The organism is Sphingomonas aestuarii, from assembly GCF_054457155.1.
Window position 1 is genome coordinate 1 of record NZ_JBTKVV010000004.1, and the last position, 15,093, is coordinate 15,093.

Genomic DNA, 15,093 nt, shown 5'->3' on the forward strand with positions numbered 1-15,093 from the left:
ACCGACCCCAAAGCGGCCGTCAGACCTGCTGTCCAAGTGAGCGACTTAGCACTAACCTTTACTTAGCTTCCGCATCACCAGCCTGCGGGTGATCGCAAAGGTGACAGTAAAAAGGGCAAGGCTGGCAAGAACAATTCCTGTCGTCCACAGCGCCACGTATGCTTCGGAGCATGGGTTTGGATCAGGCTGATCTCGATGTGAGGGATGGCACCCGTAGAAAATGCCGGAAAGCAGATAAACACCGATGGTCAGAAACGCCGTGCATGAAACCGCGCCCCCAACCGCGATACCAGCTACGGTGGACCAAATACGGGCTTTACCAGTGTTCATGAACGACACGTTGCGTGTAAAACAGCCTTTCCGCAATCCACCCAATTAGAGGCGTGAGCGGTTTGCGGCGTCATTCCCGATAGCTGTCAGTCGATGATCGACCCCATAGCGGACAATCCGACCTATTCGGAGCCGCTCGCAATTTCGCGTTTAGCTGCAGCAGCCGCCGTCAATATGCATTCAACGATAGCGTCAAACTCGTCCTTGCCGATCGGCTCGAGCGAATCGTAGTTAGAGACGCTTTCCGGCCACCAGCCGTGTTTAACTCCAGACAAATGCAGCTGCCGTGCGGCGGCTTCCACTTCTTCGTCGGTGGGCTGATCACTATCCGTAACGCGGGGCGAAGGCATTTTCGAGGTCTATCAAACCTGACGTCCGCTAACCACCCAATTTCCGGCGTGAGGGGCTATCGGCGGCATTGTTGATAGCTGCCGTCCCTATCGATCGCGCGCCGATTGCCTCACCATTTGAAAAGGTTCGTGCCCCACCACCCGCCGACATAAATGCTCCCCTCACCCTAGGTTCAGGCGCGTTTCTGTATTAGCACGCCGCACATGGCGCGCCCTTGCGGTTCGCCCCGACGTCCCGAGTTTCAATCCGGAGAGTTTCATGAAGGCGATTTTGTTGGCGGGCGCGGCTGCGTTCGCGCTTGGAGGATGCAGCAGCATGGCGATGACCGATGGCACTACCGCGAGCGCGGGCAGCGAAGCGCCGGTCACCGCCGCCGGGGATCAGGCGATGCCCGACAACATCCTGCTCGCCGACTGGTCCGGCCCCTATGACGGGGTGCCGCCGTTCGACAAGGTGACGCCCGCGATGTTCCCCGAAGCCATCCAGTACGGCATCGACGAGCGCGCGCGCGAGTATCAGGCGATCACCCGCCACCGCGCCGCGCCGACCTTCGAGACGGTGATCGTGCCCATGGAAAAGGCGGGCGAGCGGCTGGGCCGTGTCATGTCGGTATTCTCGGTCATGACCAGCAACATGACGACCCCCGAATATCAGGCCCTGTCGCGCGAATGGGGGCCGAAGCTGTCGGCGGCGTCGGACGCGATCACGCTCGACCCGATGCTGTTCCAGCGCGTGAAGGCGGTGTACGACAACCGCAACAATGCCGGGCTGAACGCGCAGCAGATCCGCCTGGTCGAGCGGCATTACGAGAACATGGTCCAGCGCGGCGCGAACCTGAATGCCGAACAGAAGCAGCAGCTGTCGGCCTATAACGCCGCGCTCGCCAAGGAATTTTCGAGCTTCTCGGAAAAAGTGCTGGCCGATGAGAGCACCTATATCACCGCGACCGAAGCGCAGATGAAGGGCGTGCCCGCCGACATCAAGGGCGCAGCCGCCGGTGCGGCCAAGGAACGCAATCTGCCCGCAGGGTCGTACGCGATCGTCAACACCCGTTCGGCGGTGGATCCGGTGCTGACCTTTGCCGAGGACCGCGCGCTGCGTGAGAAGGTCTGGCGCGCCTTCGTAAGCCGCGGCGACAATGGCGGTGCGAACGACACCAATGCGACGATCGCGACGATCACCCGGATCCGCGCCGACCGCGCCAAGCTCTTGGGCTATCGGAACCACGCCGAATGGCGGATGCAGGACACGATGGCGAAAACGCCGGCGGCCGCCAACGAACTGATGATGCGCGTCTGGCCCGCCGCGGTCGCGCGCGTGAAGCAGGAGGTTGCCGACCAGCAGGCGATGGCGAAGTCGCAGGGCCAGAACATTACGATCGAACCCTGGGACTACCGCTTCTATCAGGAGAAGGTCCGCAAGGATCGTTACGACCTGTCGGCGGACGAGGTGAAGCCCTATTTCGAGCTGAACAACATCATCGAGGCGTCCTATTGGGCGGCGGGCGAACTGTTCGGGCTCGATTTCAAGGAAATCACCGGCACCGTCCCCACCTGGCATCCCGATATCCGCGTCTATTCGGTGACGAAGCGCGGCTCGAACGATCAGGTCGGCGTGTTCTATCGCGACGATTATGCGCGCTCCGGCAAGCGGTCGGGTGCTTGGGCGACGACCTATCGCAGCCGTGCGGGCCTGACGAACAAGAACATCGTGCTGGGGTCGAACAACAATAATTTCGTGAAGCCGCCCGCCGGCCAGCCCGCGCTCATCAGCCTGGACGATGCGGAGACGCTGTTCCACGAATTCGGGCATGCGCTGCATTACTTCATCTCGAACGTCGAATATCCGAGCTTCAACGGCACGCCGCGCGACTTCGTCGAATATCCGAGCCAGGTGAACGAGAATTGGCTGCTGACCCAGCCGGTGCTCAGCCGCTTCGCCAAGCATTACCAGACCGGTGAAGTCATGCCCGCGTCGCTGATCGCCAAGATCGAAAAGGCATCGACCTTCAACCAGGGTTTTGCAACGGTCGAATATCTGTCGTCGGCGATCGTCGACATGGAAATGCACACCCGCTCGACGGGCGTCGCGGACCCCGATGCGTTCGAGAAGGAAACGCTGGCCAAGATCGGCATGCCGCGCGAGATCGTGATGCGGCATCGCTTGCCGCAGTTCAATCACCTGTTCTCGTCCGACGCCTATTCGGCGGGCTATTACAGCTATCTCTGGTCGGAGACGATGGACGCCGACACCTGGGCGTTGTTCCAGGAACGCGGCGTGTTCGACAAGGCGACGGCGGACGGGTTCGCCAAGTGGATCCTGTCCACCGGCAACGAGATCGACCGAGCCGAGGCATATCGCAATTTTCGCGGGCGCGACCCGGAAGTGAACGCGCTGCTCATCAAGCGCGGCTTTCCGGTCAACTGATCCGGGCAAGAAAAAGGCCGGTCCCTCGCGGGGCCGGCCTTTTGGTTTTGAGGCTATTCCGCCTCAGGCTTGCGCGATTTCCACCGGTCGCAGCCGGGGCGACAGCAGGTGGATCGCGGCGACCGCCAAGAAGTAGACCACGGTGCAGCAGGCGAAGATTATCGTGTAATTGCCCGCCGTCGCGTCGAGCACCAGACCGGTCGATTTGGCCATGATCATGCCGCCGACGCCGCCCGCGAATCCGCCCAGCCCGATCACCGATCCGACCGCGCGTTTGGGGAACATGTCGGGCGGGATCGACAGCAGGTTCGACGAAAACGCCTGATGCCCGGCGAGCGCCAGCCCGATCAGCCCGACCGCCAGCCACATATTGTCGAGGCTGGTGACGAACAGGAGTGGCGTGACGCAGCAGCCGGCGATCAGCATCGTCACCTTTCGCGCGACGTTCGGGGTGTAGCCGTTCTGGATCAGCCGCGATGACAGCCAGCCGCCCACGATGCTGCCGACATCGGAGAGCAGATACATGACGATCATCGGGAGCAGCACGACCGAAAGATCGACGTCATAGGTCGAGGTGAAATATTTGGGCAGCCAGAACAGCATCAGGAACCACACCGGATCGGTCAGGAACTTGGCGGTCGCGAACGACCAGGCCTCGCGCGTGCGGACGACCTTGCCCCAGCCGATTTTCTGGACCTTTTCGGGCGGATCATGTTCGATCCAGGCAAGCTCGGCGTCGCTGACCTTGCCGCTTTCGCGCGGATTGCTGTACCACCAGATCCAGACGGCGAGCAGGATGACGCCCAGCACGCCCGAATAGATGAAGGTCTCGCGCCAGCTAAACCCCCACCAGGTCATGAAAATCCACAAGGTGGGCGCGGTCAGGATGACGCCGATGGTGGTCGCGGAATTGACCCAGCCAATCGCATAGGCGCGTTCCTTTTGCGGGAACCACTCGCTCGAGGCGCGCACCACCGAGGGGAAATGGCCCGCTTCGCCCACGCCCAGCACGATCCGCGCCGCCATGAACGCGACGACCGAAGAGGCAAAGCCGTGCATGACATGACCGACGGTCCAGATCGCGATGGCGATCGAATAGCCGATCTTCGGCCCGAACCGGTCGATCATCCAGCCCATGAACAGGAAGCCCAGCGCATAGGCGGCCTGGAACGCGGTGACGATATTGCCGTAATCGTTCTCGCTCCAGCCCAGTTCCTCGCCAAGCGTCGGCGCGAGCAGGCCCAGCATCGTCCGGTCGATATAATTGACCGTCGTCGCGAAGAAGAGCAGCGCGATGATCGACCAGCGATATCGGCCGACCTTGGCGATGACCGGTCCCGGTGCCGTCGCGGGTTGCGCGTCCATGATGGTTCCTCTCCCTGTTGGTGCAGGCTTATCCCTGCGGGCGCGCTGCCTCTATCGTGCAGCTAACGGCCATATGCTTGAAGGTCGCGGTCACGTTCGCACCGGGACGTACGACATGCACCCCCGTTACCGCGCCGGTTGAAATCCATTGTCCGGGGGCAAGCGCGATGCCGCGTTTTGCAAGCGCGCCGAACAGCCAGCAGGCCGCTCCGATCGGGCCGTCGAGCATCGTCTCCGCCGTCGCCTCGCCCGCGACCGCGCCGTCGATCTCAAGCCGCACCGGCCAGCCGACGAAATCGCGGTTCTGCCAGCCATCGACCGGATCGCCGATCACCAGCCCGTGATTGTTGCCGAAATCGCTGATCGTGACGAGCGGGCCGAGTTCGTTGATGCCGGGAAAGGGCGAGGACGCGATTTCCAGCCCGATATGCACCGCATCGATATGAGAAACGGTGTCATCGAAGGACCATTCGGTGCGCGCAGGGTCGGGCGCGGTGCCGATCCGCATCAGAAATTCGGCCTCCGCCGCGCCGAATCCGTCGGCGAATACCGGCATGGCGGGCGTATGGTCACGCCCGTCGCGCACCGTGCCGGGAAAGATCGGGCCGGCCAGCCGGTTGCTGCCCAGTTGTCCGTCGCGCGGCGGGTTGATGCGCCCGACCTTCCACCCGGCGACGGGCTCGCCGAACAGCGCGATCGCGTCGTCCTGCACCGCATAGGCGCTGTCGAGCGTTTCGGGCGGCGTGCCGGGATAATCGGGCAGCCCCGTGGCCGCGCGCCGCGCGCCGACGAACGCGCGCGCAATCTGATTCCCCTCGCTCATGCACCCTCTCTCAAATTTCCTTTTATGGATTAATACGGAAACCGGTGTCATTTGCAAGACGGGATATTGTCTCGTCATGGATTGGCGGTTGCCCGCACCCGCGCTATGCCCATGCCCGTGAAGAAAAGCGCCCAGCCCACGATCAACGATGTCGCACGGATCGCGGGCGTGTCGAAAAAGACCGTCAGCCGCGTCATCAACCAGTCGCCGCTGCTGAACGGCGACACGCGCAAACGGGTGGAAGAGGTGATCGCCGAACTGGGCTATGTCCCCAACCCGCAGGCGCGCGCGCTAGCGCTCAGGCGCAATTTCCTGATCGGCCTGATCCACGACAATCCCAATGCCCAGATGGTGCTGAGCGTCCAGCAGGGGTTGCTGGAGGTGCTGCGCGAAACGGAGTTCGAACTGATCGTCCATCCGGTCGATCGCGGGTCGCCCAACATGGCCGACGATATCCGCATGTTCCTCGAACGCCAGCGTCCTTACGGCGTGATGCTGCTCCCGCCGATTTCGGAAAATGATGCGCTTGCCGAACTGTGCGCCGGGATCGGTTGCCGGTTCGTGCGGATGGGGTCGGCGCCGTTCGACGAGGCCGATCATATGGTCGCATCGAACGACCGCGAAGCGGTGCGCGGCGCGGTCGAACATCTGATCCAGGCGGGGCACAAGCGCATCGGCATCGTCGTCGGACCGCACGGATTCCGGTCCGCATTCGAGCGTCAACAGGGCTATGAGGAAGCGATCGAGGCGGCGGGGATCGGCGTCCAGCGGACGCTGGTGGCGCAGGGTGACTATACGTTCGAATCGGGGATGCGCGCGGCCGAACGGCTGCTCGACCTGTCGCCGCGCCCGACCGCGATCTTTGCCTCGAACGACGAAATGGCGGCGGGTGCGCTGCACGTCGCGCGGCAGAGGGGGCTGGACGTGCCCGCCGATCTGTCGATCATCGGGTTCGACGACACCTCGATCGCGTCGCACCTGTGGCCGCCGCTGACCACCGTCCGCTGGCCGATTGCGACGATGGCGCGCGCGGCGGCGCTGAAACTGATCGGCGACACGGGCGGCGAGGACAATGGCGAAGGCGGGGGCGAAGACGCGCTGTTCGTGTCGACGCTGATCCGCCGCGCCTCGGTCGCGCCGCCGCCGGGGTGAGGGGGCGGCACGATATTGGCGTCAGCGATTAGCCGGATTGCCACGCTTCGCACGCTGCTGTCCCAGGATCGGCTCAGACGGGCGGCGCTGGAAGCGGTTGCCGCGCTCGAACTTCCCGATTGCTGGATCGGCGCAGGTTTCGTTCGCGACGCGGTGTGGGACGAACTTCACGGCTATGGCACCCGTCCGCCCGGTGGCGATGTCGATGTCGTGTGGTTCGACCCTGCGGCACCGAACGAAAGGTTGGATCGAGATATCGAGCGCCGACTCAGGCTTGCGATGCCCGACATGGAATGGTCCGTGAAAAACCAGGCCCGGATGCACCGCCGAAACGACGATGCGCCCTATAACTCGGTCGCGGACGCGATGCGGCACTGGCCGGAAACCGCTACCGCGATCGCAGCACGGTTGGATGTGGCGGGTTCGATCGATATCAACGCGCCGTTCGGGCTCGATGATCTGTTTGCGTTGCGACTGACGCCGACACCGGCGTTCGTCGGGAATAAGCTGCCCATGTTCGACCGCCGCGTGTCCACCAAGTGCTGGATGGCACGATATCCGCAACTGATCGTATCGCGGCTTGCTTAGATTTCGAAGCCCTAGGAAGCTGGCCTGAGATGCCAGCTACCGCTGGCATGAAGGTCTGGGGTTAGAGGGCAGGGGGTGTAGCCCTTGACGGCCTTGGAACTGATCGGCGACACGGATGGCGAGGGCGGGGGTGAGGACGCGCTGTTCGTATCGACGCTAATCCGCCGCGCCTCGGTCGCGCCGCCGCCGGGGTGAGGGTAAGGAGCGGGATCGGGATTGTCGGGGCGATATCGATCGCGAAGCGTTGAGATAGCCGGGGTCGGCAAGCGGAGGGTTTGGCATGGGAATGTCTTATTTCGGGCTTTCGCTGATGCTGACCTTAGTGACTGCCATCACCCCGGCAAATGCGCGCGGAGCGGAATGTGTCGAATCCCCTCCCGATAGGAACGAAATCGTCACGCATAACGACCTGGCAAGTCGGCAAGATGAGCATAGGCGGATCTGGAGCGATGCTCGGCTCGTGTTTCCCGAGGCCGAGCAGCTTGTGCTCATCTATGCCTATGGCGGGTTCAGCGGAACAGTTCGTAGCGTGGTCGCCGCCAGGGACGCCACGGGACGATGGCAGGTAACCGTAGTCCCGCATTTGCAGAAATCGAAAAAGGTGATTTCAGCCACCCTATCCGAAAACGATGGGCGTTTGCTGGACGCACTGCTCGACGCCCCGTGCCTGTTGAACGAGCCGACAGAACGAAAACACCGTTTGCCTCCGCCGCACCCTAATTTCTATCAACTGGATATCGTGAAGCCGAATTACAGCAGGTCCTTTTCGCGCTCGCATTCTGGGGCCGGTCTCGTTGAATCAATCGTTCGTCGCGTTCTTTCGGCCATCAGCGCACCACCATGACGAATGGGGGTTCGTTGTTGCGAGCCATTTTTTCAGTCCTTTGACGCTTATCCCCCCACGACGGGGTTGAACCAAAAGCTGACACCGGTTACCAGTAGTTTCGAAAGCATGATGCGGTATCGCCGTTGACGCGGGGTCAATCGCCAGAGAGGAGCCGAGCCGATGAAAATCGCGCTGATCACCGAGAATAGCCAGGCCGCCAAGAACGGCATCATCCATGATGCGCTGACCGCGGTTGCCGAACCGCTGGGGCATAAGGTGTTCAACTATGGCATGTATTCGGCCGAGGACGAGGCGTCGCTGACCTATGTGATGAACGGGCTGCTCGCGGGCATTCTGCTCAATTCGAAGGCGGCGGATTTCGTGGTTACCGGTTGCGGCACGGGCATGGGATCGATGCTTGCCTGCAACGCGATGCCGGGCGTGTTCTGCGGTCTGGTGATCGACCCGACCGATGCCTTTCTGTTCGGCCAGATCAACGACGGCAACGCAATTTCGATGCCCTATGCCAAGGGGTTCGGCTGGGCCGCCGAACTCAATTTGCAGGATGTGTATCGCAAGCTGTTCGACGGCGAACGCGGCCTTGGCTATCCCAAGGAGCGCGCCGAGATCATGCGGACCAATCGCGGCATTCTGAAGGATCTGAAGGCGGCGAGCTGCCGCGACATGCTGACTGTGCTGAAGAGTGTCGATCAGGAACTCTTGCGCAAGGCGATCGCGGGCGAGAAATTCGCCGAGCTGTTCTACGCCAATTCGCAGGACGACGCGATCAGCGACTATCTGAAGCAGGTGTCGCAGGGCGCCGGTCGGGCAGAGCCCGCTTTGGCGTAAGGATCGACGGATGGAAAACCCCTTCGACCTTTCGGGCCGCGTCGCGGTCGTCACGGGTGCCAATACCGGTATCGGTCAAGGCATTGCGCTGGCGCTGGCGCAGGCGGGTGCGGACGTGGCGCTGGTCGGGCGCACGGCGGCGAGCGAGACGGCGGGTAAGGTGCGCGGCATTGGGCGGCGCGCGGAGATCGTGTCGGCAGACCTGTCGACGATCGAGCCTGTGGACAGGGTTGTGGACGAGACTGTGGACAAGCTCGGCCGCATCGACATTCTGGTCAACAATGCCGGGATCATCCGCCGTGCCGATGCGGTCGAGTTCACCGAAGAAGACTGGGACGCGGTGGTCGACACCAACCTCAAATCGGTGTTCTTCCTCTGTCAGTCGGCGGCCAAGCGGATGATCCCGCAAGGTGGCGGCAAGATCATCAACATCGCGTCGATGCTGACCTTTCAGGGCGGGATCCGCGTGCCGAGCTATACCGCGTCCAAATCGGGGATCGGCGGGCTGACCAAGCTGCTCGCCAACGAATGGGCGGCCAGGGGGATCAGCGTCAACGCGATCGCGCCGGGCTATATCGCCACCAACAACACCGCCGCGCTCCAGGCGGACGAGATGCGCAATCGCCAGATCATGGAGCGCATTCCCGCCGCGCGCTGGGGCGATCCGGGCGACCTGGGCGGTGCGGCGGTGTTCCTGGCGTCCTCTGCGTCCGATTATGTCCAGGGGCATATCCTTGCCGTCGATGGCGGGTGGTTGGCAAGGTGAGCTTTATCTACCCCGTCGGTGTTGAGCTTGTCGAAGCGTGGGGGCGCTCCGTATAGCAATCACTGCTCCTCTCAACCGTTCGCATTGAGCTTGTCGGAATGCTGTCCTTCTTGGCACGAAGAAAGGACAGTGCTTCGACAGGCTCAGCACGAACGGGAATGGTGAGAGTGGGATACTCAATGACGGAGTGAAGTCAGTGACCAAGGGCCGCATCGTCTGTTTCGGGGAACTCTTGCTGCGGCTGACGGCGCCGGGGCGCGCGTTGCTGATGCAGTCGGGGCGGCTCGACGTGCATGTCGGGGGCGCGGAGGCAAATGTCGCGATCGGGCTCGCCTGCCTCGACCACCCGACCGCGATGGTGAGCGCGGTGCCCGACAATCCACTCGGTCGCGGTGCGATCGCCGCGTTGCGCGCGCAGGGGGTGGACACGTCCGGCGTGCAGATGCGCGACGGACGGATGGGGCTGTATTTCCTGTCGCCGGGTGCCGGATTGCGCGCGTCGGATATCGTCTATGACCGGGCGGCGTCGGCCTTTGCCGAAGCGCCCGCCGATGCGTACGACTGGGATGCGCTGCTGGACGGCGCGGCGCGGCTGCACCTGTCGGGCGTCACGCCCGCGCTAGGCCCTGCGACGGCCGCGGCGGCGATTGCCGCTGCCGAAGCGGCCAAGGCGAAGGGCATTGCGGTGTCGTTCGATGGCAATTACCGCGCGCGGCTGTGGGACGCGTGGGACAGCGATCCGAAATCGGTTCTGACCCGGATCGTCGGCATGGCGGATCTGTTTTTCGGCAACCACCGTGACATCTCGTTGCTGCTGGGGCGCGAGTTTTCGGGCGACGGACCCGAACGGCGGCGCGAGGCGGCGGAGGCGGCGTTTGCGGCGTTCCCCAATCTCCAGCGCATCGCCTCGACCGCACGGCATGTCGACGATGCCGACCGGCACCGGATCGCCGCGCGGGTCGATACAAGCGAGCGCGGGTTCCAGACCGACGAAGTGGTGGTCGCAGGGATCATCGACCGGATCGGCGGCGGCGACGCGTTCGCGACCGGCATCCTGCACGGCGTCCATTCGGGGCAGGGACTGGAGGAAACGGTGCGCTCCGGCCTTGCGGTCGCGTGCCTGAAACATTCGCTGCCGGGCGACGCCAGCCTGTTCCGCCGTGCGGATATCGACGCCTTTCTCGAAGGCGGGCTCGACGTCAGAAGGTAGGTCTATGGTCGATCGGCGGGCGGTGCTGGGATGGGGCGCGGGAGCGGGGCTTTCGCTGATCCCCTTCGCCGCCGCCGCAGAGCGCGGCGATCCGGTGGCGGCCGGCAAGGCCGGACGCTGGCGCGGGGTGCGTGAGGGCGGCTTGTCGGTGTTTCGCGGCATCCGTTACGGCGCGGACACGGTGCGCCGCCGGTTTCAGGCGCCCGTCGCGCCGGTGCCCGGCCGCGACATTCTGCCCGCGACCGCGTTCGGCCCGTCCTGTCCGCAGCGGGGCGGGCGCGACCTGAGCCAGGGCGAGGACTGCCTGTTCCTCAACCTCTGGACGCCGGGCACCGAGGCGCGCGCCAAACGCCCGGTCATGGTCTATTTCCACGGCGGCGCGTATTCGGGCGGGACGGTGATCGAGCCGCTGGTGTTCGGCCAGCAGCTTGCCCGGCAGGATGTGGTGGTCGTCACCGTCAATCACCGGCTGAACGCGCTCGGCTATCTCTATCTCGACCGGCTGGCGAGAGGGTTCGCCGATAGCGGCAATGCCGGGCAGCTCGACCTGATCCTCGCGCTTCGGTGGGTGCGCGACAATATCGCCGGGTTCGGCGGCGACCCGGACCGGGTGATGGTGTTCGGCCAGTCGGGCGGGGGCGCGAAGATCGCGACGCTGATGGCGATGCCCGCGGCCAACGGCCTGTTTCACCGCGCGGCGACGATGAGCGGGCAGCAAGTGACAGCGTCGGGGCCGCTGAACGCGACACGGCGAGCGGACGCGGTTCTGGCGCGGTTGAAGGCGACGCCGGACGACCTGCCGACGATGCCGGTCGAGCGATTGATCGAGGGGCTGGACGCCGAAGACCCGGTGCTGGGCGGCGGCGTCTATATGGGGCCGGTGCTCGACATGAAATGGCTTACGCGCCACCCCTTCTGGCCCGACGCGCATCCGCAGGGGAATGCGATCCCGCTGATCCTGGGCAATACGCGGGACGAGACGCGCGCGTTCATCGATCCGCGCGGCGCGCTGATCGGCGGACTGAACTGGGACAATCTCGCCGCGCGGATGACGCCGCAGCTTCGGCTGGACGCGCATCCCGAATGGGTGGTGGCGCAGTATCGCGAACGCTTTCCGGCGATGTCGCCAGCCGAATTATTCTATGCCGCGACGACGGCGGGACGAAGCTGGCGCGGACAGGTGATCGAGGCGGAGGAGCGCGCAAAGGCCGGGGCGCCGGCCTGGGTGTATCAGTTCGATTTTCCGTCGCCGGTCGATCCGTTGCGCGGCGCGGCGCATACCGACGACATTCCCTACGTGTTCGGGACGCTGGATGCGGCGGGGTCGAAAAGCGGGACGGGCGCGGCGGCGCGGGCCTTGTCACGGACGATGATGGGGGCGTTCGTCGCGCTGGCGCGGACGGGCGACCCGAATGGCGCGGGGCTGCCGGAATGGCCGCGTTACGGGCTGGCGGAGCGGGCGACGATGATGTTCGATACGCGGGTACGAGTGGAGCATGACCCGCGCGGCTGGGAACGCGAGTTGTTCGCGCGGTTTCCTTATGTGCAGCCGGGGACTTGAACGCGCTTCGTCACCCCGGACTTGTTCCGGGGTCCACCCAGCCGTTTGCGAAGCGCAAGATTGGTCGAACGCATCGCTTGCCGCCCGGTGGACCCCGGAACAAGTCCGGGGTGACGGGAATGGTGCGCATGAGTTCCTATTTCCCCGGTATCGGATAGCTGATGATGAGCGACAGCGGTTCGTGGCCCACCTGGCGGATGCCGACCCGGGCGCCGGTGTAGAGATAGGCCGCCATGCCCGGCTTCAATCGCCGGGTCACGCCGTCCGAGGTGACGTCGCCTTCGCCCGACAGCACGTAATAGACCTCGTCATGGACGATCGGGTGGATGCCGATCGCCGCACCGGCATGGAGGTCGCGGCGGCGAAACTCCATCGTTCGCGCAGGCACGCCGTCGGAAATGCGATAGGCGGTGCTCATGCCGATGCGCCCGTGCGGTGGCGGTTCGTCGCGGACCGTGTCGCGCTGGTCGATGACGACCATTGTGGGCGCCTTGGCGGTGTTCGCGGCCCAGGCGATGCCGCCGCGGACATGCGCCAACAGCCGCGCGTCGCGCCAGTTATCGGGGCGGTGACCGAGGCCGGTGTAGAACACGCGGCCGCCTTCGAATGTGTGTGCCCAGGCGAGCGAAGCGGGGTTTGCACCCTGCTCGCCGATCGAAGCGGGGTCGAGCGTCAGCAGCGTGTCGAGCGTCGGCGACAGGTCGGCGAACCAATACCATTCGTCGGCGATGCGGAACGTGTCGGGGAGCGGGGCGGTTGCGGGATGGGCGCGCGCGGTCTTCGTCACTGCCCCCTCCGGCGTGCCTTCGGGGTGGCGGGCGAAGCGACCGCCGATCATCCGGCCGTACCAGGGCCAGTGATAGTGCGAATCCGCCGCCGCGTGGATCGCGACGATGCCGCCGCCTGCGCGGACGAAGCCTTGCAGCGCATCGCGGCGCTTGCCGGTGAACCATTCGCTTGTCGGATCGTCGCGGCGGGTGGTGGTGCTGAGCAATATGATCGCGCGATAGCCGCGCAGCGCGGACGCGTCGTCGAAAACCGCCGGGTCCTCGCTGGCGATGGCGCGCAGGCCGTCCTGTTTCGCGATGGCGCGGATCGCGGCGACCGCCGGTTCGATCGAGGCGTGGCGGTAACCGGTCGTGTGGCTGAAGACCAGGATGGCGGGCGGCGGGATCGAAGGCGTCGGCGGTTGAGGCGACGCGCCGATCAGCAACCATGCCCTGATGCAGAGTGCCACCAGCCTGCCGATCATGGTGTGTCTCCGTTTGTTACCCTACCGGTCCAAACCCTACTCCACGTCATTCCCGCGAAGGCGGGAATCCATAACCCATGCCAGTGCTTATGGATTTCCGCCTTCTGCCTTTGGCAGAAGTTTATCCTGAGCGCCTGCCTTGCAGGCAGTCGAAGGGCGGGAATGACGATTAGATGAGACAGCGCACTCAGACAAACGCCGCCCGATCCCCCTTACTGCCGCATCTGGGCGTCGCGGGCGCTCTGGTTTTCCTGGATCGGGGCCTTCTGGCCCGGATAGCGGCCCGATCGCGGTTCCATCGTGTCGAGATTCCAGTCGGCTTCGACGAACGCGGCCTTGGTCGGCTTCTGCTTGGGATAGCCGTCGACCTGGCGTTCGTTGTCGATGATCTCACCACGCCCTTCGGCGATGAAAAACAGCACGCGGATATCGTCGGCGTCGCGGTCCCAGGGCCGGGCACCGGCATTGGCGAGCAGATAGGTCTCCAGCTCAACCGCAGGTTTCACAGGAAGACCCTTGGGCCAGATGACCGGCTGCTTCGCCTCGATCAGCCGCGCCCTGGTGACGCCGTAGCGGCCGAACTGGGGCAGCGGCTCGCCATATTTGTCGACCGCGATATTGTCGCGCCCGTGATAGCGCAGGTCGCCGTCGCCGCCCAGCATCAGGAAGGGCAGCCCCTTGTCGGTCGATGGCCCCGCACGCATGACGTTGCCGACCGCCGACAACTCGCCGAGCTGATAGGGGACGCCCGCCCATTCGAGCGCCATCAGATTGTAATGGATGCCGCGCGTGCCGGGATCGTAGATGAAGTTGTTGACGACCGCGGCATGGACCCCGCCCTTCAACAGCGGCGAGCGTTCGACATTATGGGCATAGACGTTGCGATAGATGAGGATGCCGGTGGCGTTGTCGTGGATCAGCGATCCCTTCGAATGCTCGCCCTTGGGATGCGAGGAATCGGCCAGCCCCTCGGCCAGCAGATTATAGCTGAAGGTGATGTTGTGGCTGGTCCCCTTGCGCCATTCCTCGACCGTATTGCCGGTGAAGCGGGGCCCCGAGGCGGAGAGATTCTCGTCGGGCGCCCAGGTCATGGTGCAGTGATCAACGATCACGTTGTGCGCGGCGACCGTGGACAGCGCATCGGGTTCCCACCCCGAACGCTTCGCGCGCCCGTCGTCGCCGGGGCGGATGCGGATGTGGCGGATGATAACGTCGTGGGTGCGCACGTCCATCCCGCCGCGGATGAAGGTGATGCCGGGCGACGGCGCGGTCTGACCGGCGATGGTCAGGAAGGGTTCGCGTATGTCGAGCGTGGTCATCCCCATGTCGATCACGCCGCCGACTTCGAACACGACGATGCGCGGCCCTTTCGCCTCGACCGCGGACTTGAACGATCCGGGGCCATCGGGGTTGAGGTTGGTGACGCGGATGATCCGCCCGCCGCGCCCGCCCTGGGTGACGGCGGCCCAGCCCTGAGCGCCGGGAAAGGCGGTGGCCTGCTGCGCCTGAACGGGGGCGGGAGTCGTGGCCAGTGCGACCGGAAAAGCGCCGAGCAGCAGCGCCGCGAACATCGTCTTCATCATCCTGCTCCTG

General features: G+C 64.5%; 14 protein-coding genes and 1 pseudogene. 8 read left to right on the forward strand and 7 right to left on the reverse strand.

The genetic code is table 11. The features are described from left to right. Positions 1–51: 51 nt before the first annotated feature. Positions 52–330 carry a hypothetical protein gene (locus tag ACX0GZ_RS08270; RefSeq protein WP_458815292.1) on the reverse strand — a complete coding sequence of 93 codons (279 nt, stop codon included), beginning with the start codon at positions 328–330 and terminating at the stop codon, positions 52–54. A gap of 122 nt (positions 331–452) precedes the next feature. Further along, entirely contained in the window at positions 453–680 is a 228-nt protein-coding gene (locus ACX0GZ_RS08275; RefSeq protein ID WP_458815294.1) for a hypothetical protein, read from the reverse strand. A 316-nt stretch (positions 681–996) separates the two neighbouring features. On the opposite strand from ACX0GZ_RS08275, the gene ACX0GZ_RS08280 reads away from it, so the two are divergent. Continuing rightward, positions 997–3,108 carry a M3 family metallopeptidase gene (locus ACX0GZ_RS08280; RefSeq protein ID WP_458815296.1) on the forward strand — a complete coding sequence of 704 codons (2,112 nt, stop codon included), beginning with the start codon at positions 997–999 and terminating at the stop codon, positions 3,106–3,108. A gap of 63 nt (positions 3,109–3,171) precedes the next feature. On the opposite strand, the gene ACX0GZ_RS08285 is transcribed toward ACX0GZ_RS08280, so the two are convergent. Both ACX0GZ_RS08285 and ACX0GZ_RS08290 read right to left on the reverse strand, forming a co-directional pair. Next, positions 3,172–4,473, reverse strand: a complete 1,302-nt coding sequence (locus tag ACX0GZ_RS08285) for an MFS transporter (protein ID WP_458815298.1) — start codon at positions 4,471–4,473, stop codon at positions 3,172–3,174. A gap of 28 nt (positions 4,474–4,501) precedes the next feature. Next, positions 4,502–5,296, reverse strand: coding sequence for a 2-keto-4-pentenoate hydratase (locus ACX0GZ_RS08290; RefSeq protein WP_458815300.1), 795 nt, complete (start codon positions 5,294–5,296; stop codon positions 4,502–4,504). A gap of 111 nt (positions 5,297–5,407) precedes the next feature. Between ACX0GZ_RS08290 and ACX0GZ_RS08295 the strand changes: the two genes are divergently transcribed. The 7 genes from ACX0GZ_RS08295 to ACX0GZ_RS08325 all read left to right on the forward strand — a co-directional run bounded on the left by ACX0GZ_RS08295 (position 5,408) and on the right by ACX0GZ_RS08325 (position 12,248). Next, positions 5,408–6,448 (forward strand): LacI family DNA-binding transcriptional regulator, encoded by a 1,041-nt coding sequence (locus ACX0GZ_RS08295; protein WP_458815302.1) that lies wholly within the window; start codon positions 5,408–5,410, stop codon positions 6,446–6,448. A 15-nt stretch (positions 6,449–6,463) separates the two neighbouring features. Then, positions 6,464–7,036, forward strand: a complete 573-nt coding sequence (locus ACX0GZ_RS08300; RefSeq protein WP_458815304.1) for a nucleotidyltransferase family protein — start codon at positions 6,464–6,466, stop codon at positions 7,034–7,036. Between the two features lie 280 nt (positions 7,037–7,316). Next, positions 7,317–7,880 (forward strand): hypothetical protein, encoded by a 564-nt coding sequence (locus tag ACX0GZ_RS08305; protein ID WP_458815306.1) that lies wholly within the window; start codon positions 7,317–7,319, stop codon positions 7,878–7,880. Positions 7,881–8,042: 162 nt separating this feature from the next. After that, complete coding sequence (locus ACX0GZ_RS08310) at positions 8,043–8,711, forward strand: RpiB/LacA/LacB family sugar-phosphate isomerase (protein ID WP_458815308.1); 669 nt, start codon at positions 8,043–8,045, stop codon at positions 8,709–8,711. Between the two features lie 10 nt (positions 8,712–8,721). Continuing rightward, complete coding sequence (gene kduD, locus ACX0GZ_RS08315) at positions 8,722–9,477, forward strand: 2-dehydro-3-deoxy-D-gluconate 5-dehydrogenase KduD (protein ID WP_458815310.1); 756 nt, start codon at positions 8,722–8,724, stop codon at positions 9,475–9,477. A 187-nt stretch (positions 9,478–9,664) separates the two neighbouring features. Beyond that, on the forward strand, positions 9,665–10,687 hold the full coding sequence (locus tag ACX0GZ_RS08320) for a sugar kinase (RefSeq protein ID WP_458815312.1): 1,023 nt from the start codon (positions 9,665–9,667) through the stop codon (positions 10,685–10,687). A gap of 4 nt (positions 10,688–10,691) precedes the next feature. Next, positions 10,692–12,248: a carboxylesterase/lipase family protein gene (locus ACX0GZ_RS08325; protein ID WP_458815314.1), complete on the forward strand. Its 1,557-nt coding sequence runs from the start codon at positions 10,692–10,694 to the stop codon at positions 12,246–12,248. 136 nt (positions 12,249–12,384) lie between these two features. Here ACX0GZ_RS08325 and ACX0GZ_RS08330 read toward each other — a convergent pair whose 3' ends face one another. From ACX0GZ_RS08330 to ACX0GZ_RS08340, 3 genes and pseudogenes are all read right to left on the reverse strand, one after another. Continuing rightward, on the reverse strand, positions 12,385–12,729 hold the full coding sequence (locus ACX0GZ_RS08330) for a cupin domain-containing protein (RefSeq protein WP_458816169.1): 345 nt from the start codon (positions 12,727–12,729) through the stop codon (positions 12,385–12,387). A gap of 36 nt (positions 12,730–12,765) precedes the next feature. Beyond that, positions 12,766–13,500 (reverse strand): annotated as a pseudogene (locus tag ACX0GZ_RS08335) (ThuA domain-containing protein); the annotation flags it as partial. 212 nt (positions 13,501–13,712) lie between these two features. Further along, positions 13,713–15,083, reverse strand: coding sequence for a pectate lyase family protein (locus tag ACX0GZ_RS08340; protein ID WP_458815316.1), 1,371 nt, complete (start codon positions 15,081–15,083; stop codon positions 13,713–13,715). Positions 15,084–15,093 lie beyond the last annotated feature (10 nt).